Annotated in this window: 35 protein-coding genes and 1 tRNA gene; 19 read left to right on the top strand and 17 right to left on the bottom strand. The window is 33.6% G+C overall.

All coding sequences use genetic code 11. The annotated features are described in order from the left end of the window. Window positions 1-525 precede the first annotated feature (525 nt). The 3 genes from EW15_RS11380 to EW15_RS08260 all read left to right on the top strand — a co-directional run bounded on the left by EW15_RS11380 (window position 526) and on the right by EW15_RS08260 (window position 1,243). A complete protein-coding gene (locus EW15_RS11380; protein ID WP_197049675.1) occupies window positions 526-693 on the top strand; it encodes a hypothetical protein in 168 nt (55 codons plus the stop codon). A 25-nt stretch (window positions 694-718) separates the two neighbouring features. Then, complete coding sequence (locus EW15_RS08265) at window positions 719-904, top strand: hypothetical protein (protein ID WP_038654045.1); 186 nt, start codon at window positions 719-721, stop codon at window positions 902-904. Between the two features lie 132 nt (window positions 905-1,036). Continuing rightward, window positions 1,037-1,243 (top strand): hypothetical protein, encoded by a 207-nt coding sequence (locus tag EW15_RS08260; RefSeq protein WP_038654043.1) that lies wholly within the window; start codon window positions 1,037-1,039, stop codon window positions 1,241-1,243. Between the two features lie 48 nt (window positions 1,244-1,291). Here EW15_RS08260 and EW15_RS11375 read toward each other — a convergent pair whose 3' ends face one another. From EW15_RS11375 to EW15_RS08250, 3 genes are all read right to left on the bottom strand, one after another. Next, complete coding sequence (locus tag EW15_RS11375; protein WP_011295035.1) at window positions 1,292-1,444, bottom strand: hypothetical protein; 153 nt, start codon at window positions 1,442-1,444, stop codon at window positions 1,292-1,294. A gap of 205 nt (window positions 1,445-1,649) precedes the next feature. Continuing rightward, a complete protein-coding gene (locus EW15_RS08255) occupies window positions 1,650-1,973 on the bottom strand; it encodes a hypothetical protein (RefSeq protein ID WP_038654041.1) in 324 nt (107 codons plus the stop codon). 46 nt (window positions 1,974-2,019) lie between these two features. Next, window positions 2,020-2,190: a hypothetical protein gene (locus tag EW15_RS08250; RefSeq protein ID WP_197049674.1), complete on the bottom strand. Its 171-nt coding sequence runs from the start codon at window positions 2,188-2,190 to the stop codon at window positions 2,020-2,022. Between the two features lie 591 nt (window positions 2,191-2,781). On the opposite strand from EW15_RS08250, the gene EW15_RS11370 reads away from it, so the two are divergent. From EW15_RS11370 to EW15_RS08240, 3 genes are all read left to right on the top strand, one after another. Continuing rightward, window positions 2,782-2,949 carry a hypothetical protein gene (locus tag EW15_RS11370; RefSeq protein ID WP_197049673.1) on the top strand — a complete coding sequence of 56 codons (168 nt, stop codon included), beginning with the start codon at window positions 2,782-2,784 and terminating at the stop codon, window positions 2,947-2,949. Window positions 2,950-3,198: 249 nt separating this feature from the next. After that, window positions 3,199-3,399, top strand: coding sequence for a high light inducible protein (locus tag EW15_RS08245; protein ID WP_038654037.1), 201 nt, complete (start codon window positions 3,199-3,201; stop codon window positions 3,397-3,399). Then, on the top strand, window positions 3,396-3,587 hold the full coding sequence (locus EW15_RS08240) for a hypothetical protein (RefSeq protein WP_038654035.1): 192 nt from the start codon (window positions 3,396-3,398) through the stop codon (window positions 3,585-3,587). The genes EW15_RS08245 and EW15_RS08240 overlap by 4 nt, the downstream gene beginning before the upstream one ends. 157 nt (window positions 3,588-3,744) lie before the next feature. Here the strand turns inward: EW15_RS08240 and EW15_RS08235 are convergent, their stop codons facing one another. The 3 genes from EW15_RS08235 to EW15_RS08225 all read right to left on the bottom strand — a co-directional run bounded on the left by EW15_RS08235 (window position 3,745) and on the right by EW15_RS08225 (window position 5,682). Beyond that, window positions 3,745-4,287, bottom strand: a complete 543-nt coding sequence (locus EW15_RS08235; protein WP_038654033.1) for a hypothetical protein — start codon at window positions 4,285-4,287, stop codon at window positions 3,745-3,747. A gap of 119 nt (window positions 4,288-4,406) precedes the next feature. Next, on the bottom strand, window positions 4,407-5,066 hold the full coding sequence (locus EW15_RS08230) for a DUF3386 domain-containing protein (protein ID WP_038654031.1): 660 nt from the start codon (window positions 5,064-5,066) through the stop codon (window positions 4,407-4,409). Window positions 5,067-5,421: 355 nt separating this feature from the next. Further along, the gene (locus tag EW15_RS08225; protein WP_225866557.1) at window positions 5,422-5,682 is read right to left on the bottom strand and encodes a hypothetical protein; all 261 of its coding nucleotides are present in this window, start codon (window positions 5,680-5,682) and stop codon (window positions 5,422-5,424) included. Between the two features lie 196 nt (window positions 5,683-5,878). On the opposite strand from EW15_RS08225, the gene EW15_RS08220 reads away from it, so the two are divergent. Genes EW15_RS08220 through EW15_RS08210 form a run of 3 tightly spaced genes read left to right on the top strand, consistent with a single transcriptional unit; the run spans window position 5,879 to window position 6,263 of the window. After that, the gene (locus tag EW15_RS08220) at window positions 5,879-5,986 is read left to right on the top strand and encodes a high light inducible protein (protein ID WP_011125327.1); all 108 of its coding nucleotides are present in this window, start codon (window positions 5,879-5,881) and stop codon (window positions 5,984-5,986) included. A gap of 11 nt (window positions 5,987-5,997) precedes the next feature. Next, entirely contained in the window at window positions 5,998-6,117 is a 120-nt protein-coding gene (locus tag EW15_RS08215) for a high light inducible protein (protein WP_011294968.1), read from the top strand. Further along, on the top strand, window positions 6,117-6,263 hold the full coding sequence (locus EW15_RS08210; RefSeq protein WP_011824346.1) for a high light inducible protein: 147 nt from the start codon (window positions 6,117-6,119) through the stop codon (window positions 6,261-6,263). Before EW15_RS08215 ends, EW15_RS08210 begins: the two co-directional genes overlap by 1 nt. Window positions 6,264-6,467: 204 nt before the next feature. On the opposite strand, the gene EW15_RS08205 is transcribed toward EW15_RS08210, so the two are convergent. Both EW15_RS08205 and EW15_RS08200 read right to left on the bottom strand, forming a co-directional pair. Then, a complete protein-coding gene (locus EW15_RS08205; protein ID WP_038654029.1) occupies window positions 6,468-6,662 on the bottom strand; it encodes a hypothetical protein in 195 nt (64 codons plus the stop codon). A 68-nt stretch (window positions 6,663-6,730) separates the two neighbouring features. Then, the gene (locus tag EW15_RS08200) at window positions 6,731-7,102 is read right to left on the bottom strand and encodes a hypothetical protein (RefSeq protein ID WP_038654027.1); all 372 of its coding nucleotides are present in this window, start codon (window positions 7,100-7,102) and stop codon (window positions 6,731-6,733) included. Window positions 7,103-7,302: 200 nt separating this feature from the next. Here EW15_RS08200 and EW15_RS08195 point away from each other — a divergent pair, with 200 nt between their 5' ends. Continuing rightward, entirely contained in the window at window positions 7,303-7,683 is a 381-nt protein-coding gene (locus tag EW15_RS08195) for an OsmC family protein (protein WP_038654025.1), read from the top strand. Between the two features lie 16 nt (window positions 7,684-7,699). On the opposite strand, the gene EW15_RS08190 is transcribed toward EW15_RS08195, so the two are convergent. Continuing rightward, window positions 7,700-8,101, bottom strand: coding sequence for a DoxX family protein (locus EW15_RS08190; RefSeq protein WP_038654023.1), 402 nt, complete (start codon window positions 8,099-8,101; stop codon window positions 7,700-7,702). Window positions 8,102-8,548: 447 nt separating this feature from the next. Between EW15_RS08190 and EW15_RS08185 the strand changes: the two genes are divergently transcribed. From EW15_RS08185 to EW15_RS08175, 3 genes are all read left to right on the top strand, one after another. Beyond that, on the top strand, window positions 8,549-8,797 hold the full coding sequence (locus EW15_RS08185) for a hypothetical protein (protein WP_038654021.1): 249 nt from the start codon (window positions 8,549-8,551) through the stop codon (window positions 8,795-8,797). Between the two features lie 242 nt (window positions 8,798-9,039). After that, complete coding sequence (locus EW15_RS08180) at window positions 9,040-9,801, top strand: GAF domain-containing protein (protein ID WP_038654019.1); 762 nt, start codon at window positions 9,040-9,042, stop codon at window positions 9,799-9,801. A 96-nt stretch (window positions 9,802-9,897) separates the two neighbouring features. Then, the gene (locus EW15_RS08175) at window positions 9,898-10,764 is read left to right on the top strand and encodes an EamA family transporter (protein ID WP_038654017.1); all 867 of its coding nucleotides are present in this window, start codon (window positions 9,898-9,900) and stop codon (window positions 10,762-10,764) included. On the opposite strand, the gene EW15_RS08170 is transcribed toward EW15_RS08175, so the two are convergent. From EW15_RS08170 to murD, 4 genes are all read right to left on the bottom strand, one after another. Further along, on the bottom strand, window positions 10,761-11,006 hold the full coding sequence (locus EW15_RS08170; RefSeq protein ID WP_038654015.1) for a hypothetical protein: 246 nt from the start codon (window positions 11,004-11,006) through the stop codon (window positions 10,761-10,763). The genes EW15_RS08175 and EW15_RS08170 overlap by 4 nt on opposite strands. 41 nt (window positions 11,007-11,047) lie before the next feature. After that, complete coding sequence (locus EW15_RS08165) at window positions 11,048-11,476, bottom strand: hypothetical protein (RefSeq protein WP_038654013.1); 429 nt, start codon at window positions 11,474-11,476, stop codon at window positions 11,048-11,050. 114 nt (window positions 11,477-11,590) lie between these two features. Then, complete coding sequence (locus tag EW15_RS08160; protein WP_038654011.1) at window positions 11,591-11,899, bottom strand: hypothetical protein; 309 nt, start codon at window positions 11,897-11,899, stop codon at window positions 11,591-11,593. Between the two features lie 90 nt (window positions 11,900-11,989). Beyond that, window positions 11,990-13,405: a UDP-N-acetylmuramoyl-L-alanine--D-glutamate ligase gene (gene murD, locus EW15_RS08155; RefSeq protein WP_038654009.1), complete on the bottom strand. Its 1,416-nt coding sequence runs from the start codon at window positions 13,403-13,405 to the stop codon at window positions 11,990-11,992. A 295-nt stretch (window positions 13,406-13,700) separates the two neighbouring features. Here murD and EW15_RS11365 point away from each other — a divergent pair, with 295 nt between their 5' ends. Then, complete coding sequence (locus EW15_RS11365; protein ID WP_197049672.1) at window positions 13,701-13,847, top strand: hypothetical protein; 147 nt, start codon at window positions 13,701-13,703, stop codon at window positions 13,845-13,847. Window positions 13,848-13,914: 67 nt separating this feature from the next. Here EW15_RS11365 and EW15_RS08150 read toward each other — a convergent pair. The 3 genes from EW15_RS08150 to EW15_RS08140 form a co-directional block, all read right to left on the bottom strand. After that, window positions 13,915-13,986 (bottom strand) — tRNA-Val (locus EW15_RS08150). 68 nt (window positions 13,987-14,054) lie between these two features. Continuing rightward, the gene (locus tag EW15_RS08145; RefSeq protein ID WP_038654007.1) at window positions 14,055-14,843 is read right to left on the bottom strand and encodes a photosystem II S4 domain protein; all 789 of its coding nucleotides are present in this window, start codon (window positions 14,841-14,843) and stop codon (window positions 14,055-14,057) included. Window positions 14,844-14,999: 156 nt separating this feature from the next. Next, window positions 15,000-15,563, bottom strand: a complete 564-nt coding sequence (locus tag EW15_RS08140) for a hypothetical protein (protein WP_038654005.1) — start codon at window positions 15,561-15,563, stop codon at window positions 15,000-15,002. A gap of 104 nt (window positions 15,564-15,667) precedes the next feature. On the opposite strand from EW15_RS08140, the gene serA reads away from it, so the two are divergent. From serA to EW15_RS08115, 5 genes are all read left to right on the top strand, one after another. After that, window positions 15,668-17,254, top strand: coding sequence for a phosphoglycerate dehydrogenase (serA, locus tag EW15_RS08135; protein ID WP_038654003.1), 1,587 nt, complete (start codon window positions 15,668-15,670; stop codon window positions 17,252-17,254). A 25-nt stretch (window positions 17,255-17,279) separates the two neighbouring features. Next, window positions 17,280-18,191 carry a 50S ribosomal protein L11 methyltransferase gene (gene prmA, locus EW15_RS08130; protein ID WP_225866556.1) on the top strand — a complete coding sequence of 304 codons (912 nt, stop codon included), beginning with the start codon at window positions 17,280-17,282 and terminating at the stop codon, window positions 18,189-18,191. Window positions 18,192-18,228: 37 nt separating this feature from the next. Next, complete coding sequence (locus tag EW15_RS08125) at window positions 18,229-18,528, top strand: 2Fe-2S iron-sulfur cluster-binding protein (protein WP_038653999.1); 300 nt, start codon at window positions 18,229-18,231, stop codon at window positions 18,526-18,528. A 109-nt stretch (window positions 18,529-18,637) separates the two neighbouring features. Beyond that, window positions 18,638-19,027, top strand: a complete 390-nt coding sequence (locus EW15_RS08120) for a hypothetical protein (RefSeq protein ID WP_038653997.1) — start codon at window positions 18,638-18,640, stop codon at window positions 19,025-19,027. A 124-nt stretch (window positions 19,028-19,151) separates the two neighbouring features. Beyond that, window positions 19,152-19,343: a hypothetical protein gene (locus EW15_RS08115; protein WP_038653995.1), complete on the top strand. Its 192-nt coding sequence runs from the start codon at window positions 19,152-19,154 to the stop codon at window positions 19,341-19,343. Window positions 19,344-19,416: 73 nt separating this feature from the next. Here the strand turns inward: EW15_RS08115 and EW15_RS08110 are convergent, their stop codons facing one another. After that, a complete protein-coding gene (locus tag EW15_RS08110; protein WP_038653993.1) occupies window positions 19,417-19,965 on the bottom strand; it encodes a pentapeptide repeat-containing protein in 549 nt (182 codons plus the stop codon). Window positions 19,966-19,998 lie beyond the last annotated feature (33 nt).

Below are 19,998 nucleotides of genomic sequence, written 5' to 3'. Positions count from 1 at the left end.
TAAATACTATAAATGTGTATAGCTTTTGCTATTCAATCGTCCGATCTGCTTATGTAGACTGCAGTTCGACTCAAGCCAAAGGACGGGGACTTGAGCGCTTCTAAGGAGCTAGTACCATGGTCAATATGTATTTCAATGGAAGATCATTTGTATATTGTAATTCAGCTTCAAAGTGTCAAATACAACTCACTTACAGAGGATTGAATTATTTAAGATAATATTTTACTTCTAATAGTTTAATGCATCTCTATTTATCCATTTTTTTATAATAAGGTTATTGTATTCTTATAGATATTAAAGATTACTGAAGTAGTTTCAATTACTGGATTAATATTTTCATAAATTTTTAGATGTCTCATTTTCGTAGTTTTTAATACATGATAAGTAAGATTTTGCTCGTCTTTAGGTCATTAGCCTTAGCTTTGGCATAGAAGAATCTCTTACAAGAATAAGAAATCCCATTATTCTAAAAAAAAAATTATTTGCAGCTTTTAACTATAATAATTTTATCTACACGGATGAATTGTGAAGTTGATCAAATGGCATAAATCATTTGTTGAACGTGCCCAAAAAGAAATGGGGATATCTAACTATGCACTGTATTGGTTTGGCTTCCTTGAGGGTGCTTTAGTTGTGTGGTTACTTATGAAAGTTATTTCTGCTTTATGGATAAAATCTGAGTTTCCCTTTTAATAAAGATGTTTTTTATATGTGAATTATGGAGTTTCTAAAAAAAATCCCTTCGAATATTTATTTAATTTTTTCTTTGATTTTCATAACAATAGCTATTGCAGTTCTTTTTTTAGGGGAATTTATGTTTGCCATCTTATCTTTGGGACTTGGACTTGTTTCATTAATTGCATGGACTTTTTTGGGATTATTTGAAGAAACTAAAAATACATAGATGCTTCAGTAATATTAGACATGAGAATATATGGCCAAAAACAAATTCTCCTGGTTACAGTATCCATCGGGAGCTTGTCTTCCTTTTTAATGAATTTATTCTGTGAATAGATAAATTATCTTTCAGTTGAAAATGGCTATTGATCCAGAAGTAATTCCCCCTTCAAATAATAAAGGGAGCAGAGCAGGTAGATATTTACCGAAATGGGCAATTTATACCTCTACCGGCATAGGCGTGTTGGTTGTAGTTGGCTTGATTAAAACCCTTCTCCCTTTGATTGGAATGGCTTGTTTATTGGCTTTCATCTGGTCTCAATCAACAACTAACAGAAGATACTGAGAACTCTGTTCTCCAATAAGTAAAGTCGTTCTCCTGATGACTTTTGAGTTATCTCCCGATAATGAAATGGTGCACAGAGGGAACCGTTCTATAGAGAATGTAAATAATAAGAACTAGTAAATTCCCTCCAACAACCGCAGCTCCTGCAGCAAAATTTCCTTCTTTAGTGGTGTAATCCCACTTTGGCTCGTTATCTGTCATGGTTTATTTATTAATCACTTTATTATTGCCATTTATCCAGCGCGATCAACAAATATAACTAATAAAAGGATAAATAAACTCCTGATTTTTTCGAAATTCAAAATATAATCCACTTTTATTCAAGGGGAAAGAGATCCATATAAAAGGGTTGAGAGTTTTCTTCTCAGCAAATCTCTTGCTATGACTACGCTGTTAAATTCAAAAATTATGCTTCCTCTTTAGAAACCACTTCGGCATCAACCACTTCTTTTGAATCAACAAATTCGTTTCTTTTCCTGTCTATCCAACTATTAATTCCAAATACTAGAGGCTTTGTTCCTCGATAAATAAAAATGGCGGTAGGAAGAACACTTATTATCCCAACCATAGGATTTTTGAATATGAGTCGTCCTGCTTTTACATTAAAAAGAATAATTAATAAAGAAGGGATTAAAACACTGAGAATGGTCTTTAGAGCTTCAGTCCATCCAACACGATAAACCCACCAAATTGTTGCTATGCCAAAGAAATATAAAATAAAATAAGTCATGAATTATCACTTACCCAATAAGTCAATTTTAATTATTCAAACAATTCTAAGAACTTCTTTTACGATTTGAGTTGCTCGTCTCAAGAATGTAAACACTAAAAGCTATCAATAGAGTTGCCAAAATCGATGCAGCCACCCAACTTAATTGACTTGAGGTCATGCCTAAGTAAGGACCATCAATAGGTTGTTCAGACCAAGTGCCAGGTAAGTGCCACACTTGAGGATTCGATAGAAAAACCATGCAATACCTTTCAGTTACTTAATGAGTAAAGTTTATATTTAAAACGCACAAATGCTATGAATAATTACTTATCGTTACTTCTTCTTAGAACTAAGATTGATGACTAATTTGATTTCAAATAGCGACGGATTTTTTTAATCCTTTAAAAATAATAATTACTCATGGCAAGACTTTGAAACATAAGTCATCTTTAAGTTGAATTCATTTCGAGGTCACAATGTCTAGAGCTATGAACTGGGTTTTGCTTCAACTTGCTATGAGTTATTACGGAGACTCATTGAAAGAGTTTCAAGTTGATAGCGATTAGTTATTTATAAGTTTTTAATATTCTTTAATTTCTCATGATTTTCATGAAATTACTTACTCAGTTCAGTATCCCTAATCCAAGCAAGGCTGATCTGGCTAAAAAAAACAATAGGACTTTAAAAACACTCAAAAAAGCAGTTAAACAATAAATCCTTGCTGAGCTTTGAGAAGCATTGATCACGTTCTCTGATGATATCTTTGCGTGAATCACTACCTTTTTATGGTTAGAAATACTTTTAAAGTTGAACTTTTAAAGAAATAATGCATACTCAATTAATAGTGGTTTTTGTCTCAGGCTTTCTTGCATTGCTAGGAATTCGAATTTTAATTTCTAGCTTTGATGATGATAATGATAATGATAATGATGGGGATGGGATGGTTTATTCCACTAGGGATCGCTATCAATTCTCAATTTTAGAAGGTTCATGACATCTAACCACTATCTACGAGTTCTTCTTAAGAGTGGCGCACTGGTGTCACTCTAAGCTATTTGTCTTGTAGGCGATTGCGACCATTGCCAGTTTGTGTTTCCCTTATGTCTTTGATTGCAATTCAGGCATTACTGTTTGGGCATAGCTTTATCCCTTGCTAAAATTCGATAGACGTGTAAGCCGAACCCGAGCGTATCTTTGTATCCCTTATCAAAGCATTTAGCTTAGATTAAAAGTTAAGTATTACATGTCATCTTCTTCTCAGGTAATTACTGAATACGGAAAGCAAAATATATTTGCTCGTGAAACTCCTCCACAAGTAGTGGAAAACTATACAAGCTATCCAAAGGAAGCTGAGAAAACCAATGGACGTTGGGCAATGATTGGAATGATCAGCCTTTTAAGTGCATACGTCACAACAGGACAAATCATCCCAGGGGTCTTTTGAGTTCAGAATCATCCTCTAAATCTGGTAACTACATCCATGTTGTTAATAAGTTCAGCCCAGAGTCCGCTGAGTTATCTAACGGTCGTTGGGCAATGATTGGTATAACTTCTCTTATTGGCGCATATGCAACAACAGGACAAATTATTCCTGGCTTTTTTTATATCACCTTTAATCTAATTCACTGTTAATTTTTAATATGTTTATAGTGCATCTATGATAAATTTATTAATCATGTCTTATTTGTACGTCTATAATATGTTGTAATTTTCTGTCTTTATATCTAATTTTAGTTGACATAATACTCTAATTGTCATAACTATAATATAATATGAAATATTGCATGTATTAATGCGCAGGTATTAAAGACTCTAACTTAATGCTCTTGGAGTACCCTTTGCAATCTAGTTTTACTCTTTTTATTCGTCCTTCTTCCCAAATCCAGTAGACGGGATAAGCCTGTCTAGCCTTTCTTAATTGTTTGTTTGATCTGAGGCTAACAGGTGAGAATTCTTTTCTTTGATCAAACATATCATCTCTAGTTGCTTGATTCAAAACAATACTTCCTTCTTTCCCTGATTCTGATCGGTGATAAGTTCCAATTGGTATTTGCAGTGCGCCCATTGCTCTATTTAAAAAAATTACATGATGCGGCTCATCCCATTTGGGGTTAATAAGAGTAAATTTTCGGCTCCCTTCAATCACTAAATTGTGATCAACTTGATGATGATGGATGTAATACTGCTCAAAATTCCCGTCATCAGGAGGAGATATGGCGTTTTTGTGATGGATGACAACATCAGCACCATTTGATCCATTTACGCCTGCATCAAAAAAAGATACTTGTGGCGTTTCACGAAAAACATGAATAGGAACAAAACGAAGAAGCATTTGTAAACCCCCCTTTCCTACAAATCATTGATAATCGAAAATAGTTAATTTATAAATCCCAGTTTTCACCTAAGCAGATATCCTTACATAAATCATGAGCTTAGCTAATGTTTTGGAGCCTAATCTTGCTTAGAATTAATACTTTTTAACTCCGAAAAAGAAAATACTTGTTTATTCATTATTGAACCTTCTGAGGCTTCTTGATGTATGGATCTAGAGGATAAAACCCAAGGACCACCTTTGAATAAAGGTATAAAAGCATCTTCGTAAAAGCTTTTTCCCTTTAAATCTTTTTTTGAAATTGGATCAAGATATTGACTGGAATAACTCTTGCTTAAGTAGCCATTACCAGTATGAGTCACATCCTTAGTGAGGATGATTATTAGATTTCCATGAATATGCCTATAAACCATCGTAACAACATCATTTTTGACCCTGTATTTGTCACCTTCGTTTTTCCCTCCAACTATAACTTCTGAGCCAATTTCATTTGTATCTCCAAAAGTAAAGGTATTTTTACCATGTGTTTGTTCAAATGATCTTCTGACTCTATGAATAGCAACTTCCCAAAGTTGTGAAGAAATGGCTTTGTGTATTTTTTCGTCATCTATTCCTTGAACAGTGGCTTTTAAATCTTGTCCTAAGCAAAAGCTTCCTTCTACTTCTATTTCGCCATCTGTCCAAGAACATCTACCTTCGTAACCTGAAAAATCTGATTCCCACGTGTAGCGATTTTCATAGGCAGACTTAAATAAATGCGTACAATCTTTTCCTGTCATTTCCTTGGTTAGCACAAAACTTAGTTTATGAATTATTTTAGTCAATTAAAGATTTTAATAAACTTATTAAAAATATATTTACGAAACACAATTATTTATAGTTATCTATAGCGATAGTTTTGAGAAATAAACACAGATAAATTACTTTTCAAGAAATAATATTTAATTGCATTTTATTTAATGGTATTAGTTTTGATAGCCAAGACCATGCAAGAAATGACTATCACGCAAAAGTTTCACCTAAGTTGAAAAACTCTTGCTAAATATTTTTAATATATCTTCCGAAAATTTTCAGATTATATGACACGTATCACAGCAAAATATTTGACTTTATTGGCAATTAAATGATGACTCGTTACTCGTTATTTTCTTCAACTGAGGATGTTCTATTTTCTGAGCTTAGTGACTCATTCTTGATATCACTTTCTTTATCCCAACCCCAGCTTCTTTTGATTTCTTCAAGTGATCGGCCACTTTCTTTTTGTTGAGGACTTAAGGGAATCCAACTCCAATCAATTAAAAGTGTGGCGGCAACGCCGAAAAGGAAATGTCCGACAAGGACTCCTACAACATCAACTGTAGTGAGTGATTCTTGTCCAATCGAGGGGTCGTACAATTTCTTTTCTCATTTGATTTTTTTTAATTATAAGAATTTAACAAGTGTTTCAAAGAAAAGGTATTGATTAAAGTTTCGTTTTTTATATAGATTTTTCTAATGGTTTTGATCATTTTTACTAGTATGTTCGGTTGCCCACCACCAATCGCAGGCACAGTTCCGTTACATTCCTTTACATAAATCTAACTACTTACAAATGACACCTGAAGCAGAAAAGTTTAACGGTTGGGCAGCAATGCTTGGTTTCGTTGCAGCCTTTGGCGCATATGCAACAACAGGACAAATAATCCCTGGCATCTTCTAAATTTTTTAACTATGCAACCTTCTAACAAAACAATTCTTGAAAGAAGTATCGGAAGGCCAGCAATGATGGCTTTCGTACTTCTAACAGGTATCTATCTAACAACTGGCCAACTAATTCCCGGAGTTGTGTAATGTCTACTCAAAAGAACAATACAAGAAACATTGATCCTGAAAAGGTAACCGCAGAAAGGCTTAACGGCTATGCAGCATTATTTGGTTGTATTGCTTTAGTTGGAGCATATGCGACCACAGGTCAAATCATACCTGGTTTTGTGTAACCAATAAATAGTTACTCATAATTGCTGAACTTTTTAATTTAAGTTCTACAATTATTATTTTACTAGGTTCAATTTGATAGTGGATTCTTTGACTTTATCTCTTTAATCAAGATGTTTAAAGTTTTTAAAATCAATAAAAAAGCTCTCTACAAGAGAGCTTTTTTATTTTTTTTAAGGAATATCTAATATCAATGAACTCAAAAATCAAAGGAATATTCCTCTCGATTGAACAAAACTGTGAAAAGCTGGATTATGAAGATATTCAATATAAAGTGCGATTAAAAATGCCCCACTTAAGCAACCACTTGCAAGTATTGATCCAAAAATAAAAACTTGTTTTTTGCTTAAATTTGGTTTCGTATCTACAAATACAAATCTCCTTGATCTTGAGATAGTCATTTAAGTTTTTTCATCTACTTAATACCTAGCCATAGCACGTCTTGATTATTTCCTGCTTAAGGGTTTCTTTATGAAATCATGTCTTCTTTGAAAATAGCTAGACAAGAGAATTCTTGAATTTCTCCATTAGGTAAAAGTTGAGCGAATCTAGGTTCATCCATTCTTAATCCATTTTTCTCATCTTGATAACTCCATAACCATTTCTTGTCCGTGAAAGATATATCACCGACTTTAAAAGATACTGGAAGCATGAGATTTATATCTCGCCAATGAAGAACGACAAAAGCTCCTTTATCAATATTTTCAAGATTATTGGTTATGGCAAAATCTCCATTTAAGTTATTTCTGATGACTGCAGTTAATCTATCTCCATCGCAATTGAAATCTGAAGAAGGATTTAGAGTAAGAAGTAAACTTAGAAAAAACGAAATAAAAGTCATTTGTTTTGAGGATAAGAAAACTTTATATTTTATAAATGATATTTATCATTTTTGGTTTATCTCTGCTAATGGAACTTATTTAATAATAGGTAAGAGGTTATATTCGTTAAAATAAAATTATAGACTAGGGCCTTCAAATCAAAAACTCGAAAAATGCTAATTTAAATTCTACCAAGATTAGTTGCAACTATCTTGGAGATTTGCACACTGAGGCAAAACATTCTCTTTCAGGGAGTGTCATTCATACCGATGCACCTAAAGACCATGATGGGGAAGGAAAAGATTTTGCTCCAACTGATTTATTAGCCTCTTCTTTGGGGACTTGCGTAATAACAATTATGGCTATAGAGGCAAAACGTAGAGGATGGAAACTTGGTAATATTAAAATTGATGTTTATAAGACAATGACTTCAGAGGGGCCTAGGAAAATAAAGACTCTAGTATTAGAAATTTTTATGCCATCTGATTTGGATTCTCAAAAATATAAAATACTTCAAAATGCAGCTAAGGATTGTCCTGTGAAGCTTAATCTTGAATGCTCTATCGATATTAAGTTGAATTGGCACTATACAAATATTTAAAACTTAATTTAAAAATTTAATTATATTTATTTGTCTGGTTATTAAAAAGTTCTTTGAGTGAATTACCTTTTATATTGTTTGACCCAAGTATTAAACCTCCAATTAGCCCAGCATTCATTAATACAGCTTTTATTTGAAAAGGATAAAAATGAAAAATAAAAGTTGTTGGAACTATAAATATAAGCAGAAGATATGCACCGAATCTTTGCTTGAATCCTGAGATGAAAAGTATTGAACCAAAAATCAAGCAAATGATAGCTGAAAATAATAAAAAAGGAGCTAATATTGGAGGTATATTTTTATTTGATATAATTTCAACAGTTCGTTCGAAATTTATTATTTTACCTGGAATTGCATAAATAAATATAGCTGAAATTAGGATTCTTCCTATTAAATTTTTTGTTTGTTCAAAGTTCATTTAATAAATACTAGGGTAAAATAATAATTTTTTTGGAAATTTTTAATGTTTAGATTTTTTCGAGTTTAATCATTATGGAATATATATGTTGTTTCTGTGGAAATCTTTTGGCTTTTGAAAAAAATGATTTTAAATTGTATGGTTTTGTTTTGAAGCAATAAAAAAACAACTCTATTGCTATCTTATCTTATAGATTATTTGTTTTTAATAATGACTAGGAATTGGGATTCGGGTCAGTCATTTTACAAGAAGGGTTCTTTCCATAATAAAATAGGTATGGTATTACTATGGACCTTTATATGCTTGGCTTTAATACAAATTTTTATATTGATTCTTGGTTGAATTATATTTACATAATCCTTTAATATTAGATGAGTAATCGATTTGTATGATATTTATCAGTAAATAGTTTACTTGATTTCAATTTATCTAAGTTTCGATTTCATTATGATTCTTCTCAAAATTACTAATGCATCAGATGTTGTTGCCTCTAAAGCAGGAAAATTATTTGAGAAAATGACCCCAGAAATGATTGATCAGAAATTAGTAGAAAGTCAGGTTATTCAGCAGATGATTGATCAACTTCAATTAGAAGGACTAAAAGGACAGATTTCTAGTGTTAAAGGTTTAGATCTTTCTGATGATACTTTAATCACTAATAGTAGTTTTAAAATTAGGTCTAGTAAGACGTTTTGAAATTAAAAAATTTAAAAGTATTTACTCAATTTATTTAAGAAGAAAACAAAAATTGCGGGCAAAGACCTAGTTTGTATATGTTTACTAGCATTTGTTGCCTTGTAAGTTTATTTTTTTGATTAGACATTGCTTAATATTGTTGATGTTTTTCTTATAGAAACTTAATTATTTATTATTAAGAAGAGATTCTATTTAATAACCCAGTCTTATCTATTCTTTAATCATATTTACAAGGAATTGTTTTGGGTTTTGGCGCCCCAAAAATAAGTAATGAAGAAGAGCGTTTAAGAGCTCTTGCTGAGTATAGGATTTTAGGTACTCAGCCTGAGCAATGCTACGACGACATAACGAAAATTGCTTCTTTAACTTGTGGAACTCCTATCTCATTGATGAGCTTGGTTGATACAGATACGCAATGGTTTAAATCAATGTGTGGATTTGAGACGAAAGAAACATCAAGGGACGTTTCTTTTTGTGCTCATGCAATTGCTAGTTCAGAACCATTGATTGTTGAGGATGCTCTATTAGACGAGCGATTCAAGTCAAACCCTTTGGTGGTTGAGGAACCAAAAATTCGTTTATATGCTGGTTTTCCATTGCAAACCCCAAATGATCAGCGAATAGGAACTCTCTGTGTGATTGATAGAAAGCCTGGACATTTGTCTGACCAACAGCATCAAGTTATGGAGGCATTATCTAGGCAGGTTGTAACTTTGTTGGAACTTCGTAAAAGATCTATTCGTCTTCTTGATGCTCTTACTCATATGCATAATACGGAAGGTATTTTAACGACATGTTCATATTGCAAAGAGGTAAGGGATTCGGATGGTGAGTGGCAGCATCTAGAAAAATACCTATCGAAGATCGCAGATGTTCGTTTTAGTCATGGGATTTGCGATTTATGTATGGAGAAGCACTTCCCAGATGTATTAGAGGTCTGGAGTGAGGACAAACTTAATTTAAATAGTAAAAAAAACAAGCCAGAATGCAAGAAAAGTAATTAGTTCCCTAGAAAATAAATTTGTGTGAGTTATCTCCTTTCTAGATTTTTGATGAATATTTAAATACTTTTAAAATTTGTTTGTCAGAAATTTTTAAATATGATTGGTTTTTTTGCAGCAATTTCAGCGGTATTATTTTGGACATTTTCATGTTCTATCTGGCGCAAAGAATCTGAGAATTTATTACCAAGGCAAATAAATATTTATAAAAATGTCCTTGCCTCAATATTATTTTTCCCAGTGGTATTAACTATAAGTTGGCTGTCAAATATGAGTTCTATCTTTGTTCTGATAATAAGTGGAATAGTCGGTATTTCTATCGGTGATACTTTATACATAAATGCTTTGAAAATAATAGGAACTCGAAAAACTCTTTCATTCGAAGCTTTGACTCCAATAATTGCAACTACATTAGGAACATGGAGCATTGATGAGATATATCCTCAAAAAGTATGGCTAGGATCTTTGATTGTTTCTTTCTCTTTATTAATGATTGTACGCCAGAATACATTTCAAAAAGAAGAGCCTATAGGAAAAAATATTCTTGGTACTCTCTGTGCATTTGGATCGGTCCTTTGTGCTGTTTTGGCAGCTTTATTGTCAAGGGTGATTTTAATTAGCTCTACATTATCCCCTTTACAAACAACTGAAATCAGACTTTTATCAGCATCAATATTTTTATTTTTTATTTTTAAAAATGATTTTCTTTGTATTCTTAATAATAAAACACTAACTAAAGAAAATCATTCAAATTTAATTTTATCAACCTTACTTGGCACTAATTGTGGAATATTGTTTCAACAGATAGTTTTTAAATTTTTACCTATTGGGATTGGTTGGACTTTGCTAAGTCTTTCACCTGTCTGCGCACTTTTTATTTCAAAGAGAGAGGGAGATGAAATAAATAAATTAACAATTTTTTATTCTTTTTTATCTTTTGTTGGAGTTGCTATTACTTTAATTTAGACCTCAAAGTAATCATTTTCTTTCCAATATTCATCTGGATCATCTTCTACGTCGGGTGGATCTTCTAGTTCTCCAGGTCTCTCACCAAGTAGTATAAGTAATCCCTCTAAATATCTCATTTCTGAAGGATCATCTGATTTATCAAGGCGATCCTTTACTTCTTTGGAAACTTTAGGATCGCCTTGCTCAACAGCTTTTGTTAATAAATAAAGAGGATCATTTTGGGGGTCTATTTCATTCATTTTAATTAAAAATTATTTAGATAGGTGAGATTCAGTCTTTCCTATATTCTAGATAAACTTCTATCGGTTGTCCCTGGATAGAAAAGAGTATTTTGTTCAATATTAATCTCTGAAAACTTGATAGGTTCCCAAAATAAATCTCTTGTAATTAAAAACCGAATATCTTTCTCTTTTAGAAATTTCTCATTGACAAGACCTTGTAGTTTTTTGATCGGAATTTCTCCCCATTTACTGGAATTAGTTACCCAATTATCCATTTCCCATACAGGTTCAGAATTTATGATTTGAAATCCAAAAGCTATTTTTCTATCTACTGATATCTCCGAAAGATACCAATCACCAACAACGCCGTATAGGTGACAATAAATCAAATCATCAATCGAACCCTTGGGTTCGATTGACATCAATTTCATTGACTTAGCAGTTGTCTCTGGAACTAGGACAAGTGGGTTTTGGTTTTGCTCGGGCAAAATAAATAATTGTGTAACCCTTATGATAAAGGATTTATTTTCTCATTATAATTTTTTAAAAACTCCATTTTGGTTTTTAAATTTCTTATGTAATAAAAGACTAATGTTTTATTATTATTGATTAGATCCAGTCGCTTTGTGCGCTTGTAGAGCCATATTTATATGTGCACCCATCGCCCCAAAGGCCATAAGAGATTTAGGATCTCTATTCTTAGTGAAAACTTTTTCCTTGCTATTCATAATTAAGAGTATTTTTTGACTTGTTGTGGTCCAATTTTTTATTAAATCATTAAAATCCTCTTCTTCCTTACTTTTGTTATCTTCAAGAGAATCATTTAAGGGTGAGTCTTTTTGGGCTTTTATCAAAAAAGCATTTAACTCCTTGTGACTAATAGCATTTTCGGGGGAATGATTTGGGTTCAACTTATTTCTAGCAAATCTGCATATAAATTATCATGTGTAAAATAATGACCAAGGGTGGATCTCCGACCAAGTCTAATCTGTTTTGATAAATCAGATCATTTGGATAGGTGTATACTTTTTAAGTAGATTTTTGAAATGATCCCCTCTTTCTTCGTAGTTTTTATATTGATCAAAACTTGCACAGGCTGGTGATAATAGTATGCTTTTTGAGTTGGTTTTCCTTGCCATCTCTATAGATGCTATTGTCGCTTCTTCTAGATTTTGTTTGACAATTATTTCTCCTATATAAGAAAACTTTAATAATTTTTCTTTCAAATTATTTGCACTAAGTCCAAATAAAACTATCCCATTGGTAGATCGCTTTATTTGTTTCACCCATGGCAGATAATCTCCTTTCTTTTGTATCCCACCAGCTAGTAAAACTATTGGATGAGGAATAGATTTTAGACCAGTTAGTGAAGAGTCGAAATTAGTGGCTTTGCTGTCGTTATAAACACTTAAATTTTTTATCTTTCCTAAATACTCCAATCTATGAGGGATTGATTTAAATGAATCTATTGATTTGGCTATTGATAAATGATCAAGCCCTACTTCTCTTGCCGCAGCTATTACAAGCAATAGGTTTTGTAGATTATGTTCGCCTGGTATCTTGAGTATAGAACTATGAAATAGTTTCTTTTTGTCTTCAAAAATATAACCTTTTTGATCGATCCAGAATTTTTGATATTGAGAGTAGAAGGATTGTTGTTTTGTTCCAACCCATATACCTTTAGGTAATTCTTTTCTTTTGCTGGACAAATATTTATCATCAGAATTATAAATCCGAATTGATGATTTCTCAAGTAAACTACGCTTTATTTTGAAATAATTTTCTATATTATTATGTCTTTCTAAATGATCAGGGGTAAATGTTGTCCATATACCTATGTTAGGGGCTACTTTTGGTGAACTTTCAATTTGATAACTACTTAATTCTAGTACTAGCCAGTTTAACTCTTGGTCATTATTCTTTATACTTTCTAAAGCAATTTTGGATAATGCTTTCCCAATATTTCCTCCCATATCAGTTCTTAAATTATTTAATTTAAGAACATGGTTAAGCATGTTTGTGACGGTAGTTTTTCCATTAGTTCCAGTTATTCCGATAGACGGGATATGCTTTAATCTTTCCCAGGCTAATTCTACTTCTCCCTGGATTTTGATATCCTTATATCTTAATTCTTTCAGCGCTATATGCTCCCAATCTATTCCTGGACTTACAGTAATAGAACAAACACTTTCTATCCAGGGGATAAAATTATTAATATGAAGTGGTTCGTCAAGTAAAATAACGTTGATTCCTTCTGATTTTAATTTTTTGGATATATTTAATAGTTTTTCATTTGAATTACTCTCTAAAACTAAAACGTTTTTTCCTTCTGATTTAAGTAGTTTTGCGGCACTTATTCCAGAGCAGCCTAGTCCAAGTACGATATGTATTTGATTTGATTTTTCTTGTTTTGACAATTTGATTTGGATTTTTATGTTAATAGATTTTATCCTTGGTATTTAGCTGATGCATTAGAGGGGGGATTTGATTGCAGTCTATTTTTGACTACTCTCTAATATAAAATATCTTTATATTAGTATTGTTTTGATTCTTAAATAAAGATATTTTGTTCATAGCTTCTTGAATATCTTCCCTTTCAAGAAATGAAGTTAATCTTATTAAAATTTATTTTAATAAAATAAAAAAAAGATTAATAGCTCTAGCTTTGTTCTCTAAAAGTTGTTTTGATGCAAATGTATTTGCTTCTTTTTAATGGCTGTAAAAATTGATGGTATCGAAATTTTGAAAGGAAAAGAAATTCAAGAGCCAACGCATGTTGAGTATTCTCTGAATGGTCTGGTAGATCAAAGCGAGAGTGAAATCAAATGGATTAAACTTCATCAAATGTTTGATAAGTAAAGAGATGGAAAAACCTTCACTATCGTTGTAGTTTGGAATATGTCTGCACCCGTCGGATGTTAATGAATGGGCGATACTGGAATCGAACCAGTGACCCCTACCGTGTCAAGGTAGTGCTCTACCTCTGAGCTAATCGCCCTTGAGAAACATCTTGGAATTGAGTTATCAAGTTACTTAGTAAAGTTAGCAGGCAATAGGTCCTTATCCTTACTGCCTTAGTAATTTGATTCTCCAGCGCTCTTTTTTTGTTTTATCAATATTTAAAATTTTAAGCGAACCTTTTTTCTCTAAATGAATAAGGTCTCCAATATTTACCGATTTGCTGGGCTGATCATTCAAAGCCCAGTTAAGTCGCAAACACCCTTGCTTGATTTGTGTAGTTATTTTTGATCTTGAGAGCCCAAAGCCTGCAGAGGCTATTGCATCAATCCTTGTAGAGGCCTCAACCGTATTGATTACTTTCTCTGGTCTATTGAATGGGATCTCCATCTCATTTAAATCTAATGCGTGGATTGATATTTCAACTTCTCTTAGCCTTCCATTCTTTTGATTTATTGAATCAGCACATTTTTCCGAGCAAATAGCTTGAGCTCCTCTGTCTCTTATTAACCAAATGTCTCCAATTTCATCTGCTTGTGCATGAAGTTCATATAAGACATCTCTAAAATCATTTTGTTTGGCTCTGTCAAACAGGAAATTGCCTTTTATATAAAGACCTTTTATGGGGATATTGATAGAGGGATAGTTCATTTCTTCTTCAGATCTTAGGAAACATATTCTTTTACGTTCTGCTCTTGGGAATCCTCCCTCAAAAAGAAGATTTATATCATTCAAGTTATTAAATTTATTTTTAACTTCCTCTATTAATTGTGCTGATAAAAAAGGGGACCATGTCGCTACTCTGTCGCTTAGAGCCTTCTCTGCAAAATGAAGCAATATCTCTAACTCTTTGCGAAAAGGACTTTTAAATAGGATCTTTTCTTTTGGAAGATGCATGAAGATAGATAGGATTTTCTAATTTTTATTAGTAAATAGTCTAAACCATATTTTTGTTTTTCTTCTGTATTTAGAGAAATATAATATTCAATTTTGGACGGAAACTATCTAATGTTTATAATCACTTTTTTGTAAATATTGTTGAATTAAGTAATATTATTTGCTTAGGATTATTATTTCTATGCTGTCTGTTTCTTTTAGAATTACCCAAGGTGGTTCTATTTCTATTGGTAATTCTAGGATTAATAGCCAACAACCCTCTTCACTTTTTTTTCGAATAGCTCTCAAATCATCAAATGTCTCTTGGTTAGTGCCTCCAGCTGAAAAAAAACTTCCCAGCGCTCCTGAAATCATTCCAACTAGGCCACCTAAGAGCTTCTCTAATTGATTTGGGAACCCCATATTTGCAAACGTCTTTAGATCGGTCATTTGGGAAAAACTTAGGCCTGCAATAAAACCAAAGGGTATTAACCATGTCGCTAGAGCTTTTTGGCGATCTTTCCTAGCAAGTGCTGGATTCAAAAGCTTGATATCCTTAAAATTTGATTGATTGACTAATATTCCTTCAGACGTATCTAGATTTGAATCTTCATTATCCGTCCTATTATCCAATGGTTCTACAAGATCGCAATTAGTGATTGGTGTTTGAGCTTCCCTTAATTTGAGTAATAACTCTTTTGCTAGTTTCTTTTCTTTTAAGGTGATTACGTATGTGGACACAAATTAACTCCTAGAAATGTTTGGATATTCAATCCTGCTCAACATAATTCTGGTCAGCGGCAAATAGATCACTAAAGTTCAGATCGGCACGTTTATCGCCCTTAATGACGAAAGTTCTTGTTTCTGATCCCATTGATCAAGCAGGTATAGATATTCTTACTCAGGTTGCTCAGGTTGACCAAAAAGTAGGTCTTTCAGCAGATCAGTTGAAGAATATTATTGGTGATTATGACGGATTAATGATCCGTTCCGGAACCCAAGTCACATCAGATGTTATATCTGAGGCTAAGAAATTAAGAATCATTGGTAGAGCTGGAGTTGGTGTGGATAATGTTGATGTGCCAACTGCTACGAGAAAGGGTGTCTTAGTCGTTAATTCTCCAGGTGGAAATACGATTGCAGCAGCTGAGCATGCTTTAGCAATGATTCTTGCATTATCTAGAAATATTCCCCAAGCGCACGCAAGTATGTTCTCTGGAGGTTGGGATCGAAAAAAATACGTAGGAAATGAGCTTTATAAGAAAACCTTAGGAGTCGTTGGACTTGGCAAGATTGGATCTCATGTCGCAAAGGTTGCAAATGCAATGGGTATGGAAATCATTGGATTTGATCCTTTTGTTTCTACTGAAAGAGCTCAGCAAATGCAGGTTAGATTAAGCGATATTGAAGAGTTGTTTAAAGAATCTGATTATGTAACCCTTCATCTTCCAAGGACACCTGAAACAGAGAATTTAGTTGATATTAAGCTTCTAAGAAAAATGAAACCAACGGCAAGATTGGTGAACTGTGCAAGGGGTGGCATTATTAATGAAAATGATTTAGCTAATGCATTAGCCGAAAATGTTATTCAAGGTGCTGCAATCGATGTATACGCAAAAGAACCTTTAGCTGAGGACTCCCCTTTACGCGCTGTAAAAAAAGGCTTGGTACTTACTCCTCATCTAGGCGCTTCAACTGTTGAGGCGCAGCAAAATGTAGCAATTGATGTTGCAGAACAAATTAGAGATGTCCTTTTAGGCTTGCCTGCACGCAGTGCTGTAAATATTCCTGGTCTTAGCGCAGAGATAATGGATAGTCTTAAACCACATTTAAAACTTGCGGAGACATTAGGATTATTGGTTAGTCAAATTTCAGGGGGACAGATTCAAAAATTAGAAGTACGTCTGCAAGGGGAATTCGCTCAACATCCATCTCAACCTCTAGTTATTGCAACTTTGAAGGGATTACTCACCAATGCATTGGGCGATAAAATTAATTATGTAAACGCTTCATTGGAAGCTAAAGGACGTGGTATTGATGTGGTGGAAATTAAGGATGAGTTGAGCCCAGAGTTTGCTCGAGGCTCTTTGCAGTTGGATAGTTTTAGTGATAAAGGTGCTCACAGTGTTTCTGGTACTGTTTTTGGTGATGGAGATCTGGGTATTACAAGTATTGATGAGTACCCGATAAATTTTGTGCCAAGTAGACATATGCTTTTTACAAGACATAGGGACATGCCTGGAATCATTGGTCAGATAGGTTCACTTCTTGGAAAATACAATGTGAATATTGCCTCAATGCAAGTAGGAAGAAGGATTGTAAGAGGTGAGGCCGTTATGGTTTTAAGTATTGATGACCCTATCCCCTCTGAGTTGTTGGGCTCAATTCTTTCAATGCAAGGAATAAATGAAGCTCATTCTGTGACTCTATAAATTGATAGTTAAAAAAACTATAAATTTGCAAAACTCTCAGTTTTCTTGGTTGAGATTGGAGCAGGAATTTTCTTTTGAACTAGAAGATTCTTTTTATTGGTTGTTGAGCAATTTAGAAATTCATAGATTCTCTTTTGAGCATGATCCAAATAACAACTGCACTAAAACTCTATTTATATGGCTTCCCTTAAGTGAGTGGTCAGTTAGGCAGCAAGAGGCCTTAGCCCAATCACTAATTTCGTTGTCAAAGACTTTTGAATTGGAGTTGCCTCCTTGCAAATGGATTCACGTAAAAGATGAAGATTGGAGCTTAAGTTGGAAAAAGAACTGGAAGCCTGATCCCATAGGAAAATCAATTTTGATTTTACCGGCGTGGTTAGACATTCCTGAAAAATTTTTAGCACGAAAAATTATTCGTTTAGATCCTGGAAGTGCATTTGGAACTGGTAGCCATCCTTCTACACGACTATGCATTGAAGCCTTGGATAAAGATCCTCCAGTAGGTCAAACAATTGCTGATTTAGGTTGTGGAAGCGGAATATTATCCATAATTGCATTGAAATTGGGCGCGAAGAGTACTTTCTCAGTTGATACTGATTCTTTAGCAATTTCAGCTACCAAAACTAACTCTGATTTAAATAATTTTCCTGAAAACAAATTAAATTTTTTTCATGGTTCTATTGAGGAAATTGAGGCGAATATGCCGAAAGAAAAAATTGATTTGGTCCTATGCAATATTCTTGCACCCGTCATAAAATTAATGGGTCCCAGTTTCGAAAAAATCATTGGACATAAAGGTAAAGTGATTTTATCTGGTTTATTAGTTCAGCAAATCAAAGAACTTCAAGAATTCTTTTTACAGCTTGGTTGGCAAGTTCTTGAAATAAAGACAAAGGAACAATGGGCCTTAATGGTTTTGACTCCAAATTTCTCTTGATTAAATAAAATCTAACTTTTCAGATTAAAAAGCTTCTATGACATCTTTTAAGATCACTTTTATTAATGAGTTAAGTGGTCTTAAAGAAATTATTGAGATACCAGATGATAAATATATTCTTGATGCTGCATGTGAACAAAATATTGAGCTTCCTTGCTCCTGTCGATCGGGAGCTTGTTCAACTTGTGTTGCTAAATTAGAAAAAGGAGAGGTAGACCAACAGGATCAAAGTTTTTTGGATGATGATCAGATTAAAAAAGGTTATGTTTTGATTTGTGTGGCATATCCGACTTCAGATTGCACGATTAGGACCCATGCAGAAGACGAAATATATTGATATTAATTTTTTCGCCAGATTTTCATCGTTTTGCTTGCCAAAGATCTCCTTTCTCGCCAACCTCTTATTTATGTGCTCATGGGCGCAAATAAAATTACTTAGTTTCTAATTGATTTCAGAAGTTTTGCCAACAAATAAAGTTCAAGGTCTTTTAGATCATGGTTCTATTCATTCAAGTATTGGTGGTCAATTTAGTTTTAGGGTTCTAGGACCATGTTGTCGTCTCTACGACCGTGAGGAATTACCTTGGCCTTGTTGCAGGCTCTCATGGCGAAGTAAGGAGCCTAGTTGGAGGAGAATTGGGAAAAGATTGGTTGCTGATATTGCCGCTCAAAAGTGTCCATCATATTCGGTTGAGATTATCCAACCAGGAGTGAAACCAACAAAAACTATTTTGACTTTATTCTCTAGTCGTTTAGATACGAATATTCAGGAATGGTGGTATAGCAAGCATCCACGTTCTAGAGATAGCTCAAATATTGCACCTCAAGTGGCATGAGTTTTGAAAAAAGGAAATTCTTTTTGGATTTAAAGTGATGAAGATATGAGGCATTTCGGGTATGATTTCATACCATTTTTCAAATTTGAAGGATAATTGTAAGTAATTAAATTTCAACACAGGGATGAACTTCGACTATCACGCTGTTGCTTCTGCAGCTACTGCCGCTATTCCTTTAGCTGCTGGAGCTGCTGGAGTTGGCTATTTTATACTGCGCCAAAAAGGATTTGGCTTTGGCACCTCACATTTGTTAGTTGGTTTGCCTATGTTTGCGGTTGGAGGAGCTGCAGCGGCTTTCTTTCTTGTGACCAAGTAAAAAAGTTAGTTAATAACCAATAAAAAAAGGGCCATTGGCCCTTTTTTTATTGGTTATTAATTCTTTGATGAATTTAAGTACCTGGGTTGAAACCTTGACCTTTGGTCGCAGGCACGTATCCAGCAGCTGTAGTACTACAACCAAGACTTTCGGCTGTGCTACCAGTCGCTACTTCGCAGAGTTTTTTCTGTTGACTTCTATCTAATACAGCATCAGTAAAGTCAGCACCATCAATGGTTACACCATCAAAAACACTCTTAAGCAACTCTGCACCCGTAAGATTTACGTTTGTTAGGTTCGCATTATCAAACCTTGTAGCATAAGCAATAACATTGGTCATGTTTGCTCCTGTTAGATCAGAGTCCTTCAAAGTTGAGACACTGAAATAAGCCCCAGTGAAATTCGCCCCACCAAGATCTTTTCCTGATAAGTCGTATTTTACATACTCTGTATTTTGCAAGTCCTTACCAGCCAAGCTTGTATCTAAGCTCTCCACTGAAGAAGGATCGCTGGGATACAAGGCACTTACAGAAAGAGGACTAATAATGAGACTTGCAAGCACAGGTATCAAGACAAATAGTCTTGTAAAGGACCTTTTCAGGGAAGAAATAAAAGAATTCATTAATAACGCCAGCGATTAAAGAAGCACCAAACT

Source organism: Prochlorococcus sp. MIT 0801 (genome assembly GCF_000757865.1).
Classification (GTDB): Bacteria; Cyanobacteriota; Cyanobacteriia; order PCC-6307; family Cyanobiaceae; genus Prochlorococcus_B.
This window is presented reverse-complemented; position numbering and strand designations above follow the sequence as displayed.

Coding starts and splice junctions, on each gene's coding strand:
- EW15_RS08265 (WP_038654045.1), top strand. CDS start 719: ATGGAGTTTCTAAAAAAAATCCCTTCGAATATTTATTTAATTTTTTCT.
- EW15_RS08260 (WP_038654043.1), top strand. CDS start 1,037: ATGGCTATTGATCCAGAAGTAATTCCCCCTTCAAATAATAAAGGGAGC.
- EW15_RS11375 (WP_011295035.1), bottom strand. CDS start 1,444: ATGACAGATAACGAGCCAAAGTGGGATTACACCACTAAAGAAGGAAAT.
- EW15_RS08255 (WP_038654041.1), bottom strand. CDS start 1,973: ATGACTTATTTTATTTTATATTTCTTTGGCATAGCAACAATTTGGTGG.
- EW15_RS11370 (WP_197049673.1), top strand. CDS start 2,782: ATGCATACTCAATTAATAGTGGTTTTTGTCTCAGGCTTTCTTGCATTG.
- EW15_RS08245 (WP_038654037.1), top strand. CDS start 3,199: ATGTCATCTTCTTCTCAGGTAATTACTGAATACGGAAAGCAAAATATA.
- EW15_RS08235 (WP_038654033.1), bottom strand. CDS start 4,287: ATGCTTCTTCGTTTTGTTCCTATTCATGTTTTTCGTGAAACGCCACAA.
- EW15_RS08230 (WP_038654031.1), bottom strand. CDS start 5,066: ATGACAGGAAAAGATTGTACGCATTTATTTAAGTCTGCCTATGAAAAT.
- EW15_RS08220 (WP_011125327.1), top strand. CDS start 5,879: ATGACACCTGAAGCAGAAAAGTTTAACGGTTGGGCAGCAATGCTTGGT.
- EW15_RS08215 (WP_011294968.1), top strand. CDS start 5,998: ATGCAACCTTCTAACAAAACAATTCTTGAAAGAAGTATCGGAAGGCCA.
- EW15_RS08210 (WP_011824346.1), top strand. CDS start 6,117: ATGTCTACTCAAAAGAACAATACAAGAAACATTGATCCTGAAAAGGTA.
- EW15_RS08205 (WP_038654029.1), bottom strand. CDS start 6,662: ATGACTATCTCAAGATCAAGGAGATTTGTATTTGTAGATACGAAACCA.
- EW15_RS08200 (WP_038654027.1), bottom strand. CDS start 7,102: ATGACTTTTATTTCGTTTTTTCTAAGTTTACTTCTTACTCTAAATCCT.
- EW15_RS08190 (WP_038654023.1), bottom strand. CDS start 8,101: ATGAACTTTGAACAAACAAAAAATTTAATAGGAAGAATCCTAATTTCA.
- EW15_RS08185 (WP_038654021.1), top strand. CDS start 8,549: ATGATTCTTCTCAAAATTACTAATGCATCAGATGTTGTTGCCTCTAAA.
- EW15_RS08175 (WP_038654017.1), top strand. CDS start 9,898: ATGATTGGTTTTTTTGCAGCAATTTCAGCGGTATTATTTTGGACATTT.
- EW15_RS08170 (WP_038654015.1), bottom strand. CDS start 11,006: ATGAATGAAATAGACCCCCAAAATGATCCTCTTTATTTATTAACAAAA.
- EW15_RS11365 (WP_197049672.1), top strand. CDS start 13,701: ATGGCTGTAAAAATTGATGGTATCGAAATTTTGAAAGGAAAAGAAATT.
- EW15_RS08145 (WP_038654007.1), bottom strand. CDS start 14,843: ATGCATCTTCCAAAAGAAAAGATCCTATTTAAAAGTCCTTTTCGCAAA.
- serA (WP_038654003.1), top strand. CDS start 15,668: ATGACGAAAGTTCTTGTTTCTGATCCCATTGATCAAGCAGGTATAGAT.
- EW15_RS08125 (WP_038653999.1), top strand. CDS start 18,229: ATGACATCTTTTAAGATCACTTTTATTAATGAGTTAAGTGGTCTTAAA.
- EW15_RS08115 (WP_038653995.1), top strand. CDS start 19,152: ATGAACTTCGACTATCACGCTGTTGCTTCTGCAGCTACTGCCGCTATT.
- EW15_RS08110 (WP_038653993.1), bottom strand. CDS start 19,965: ATGAATTCTTTTATTTCTTCCCTGAAAAGGTCCTTTACAAGACTATTT.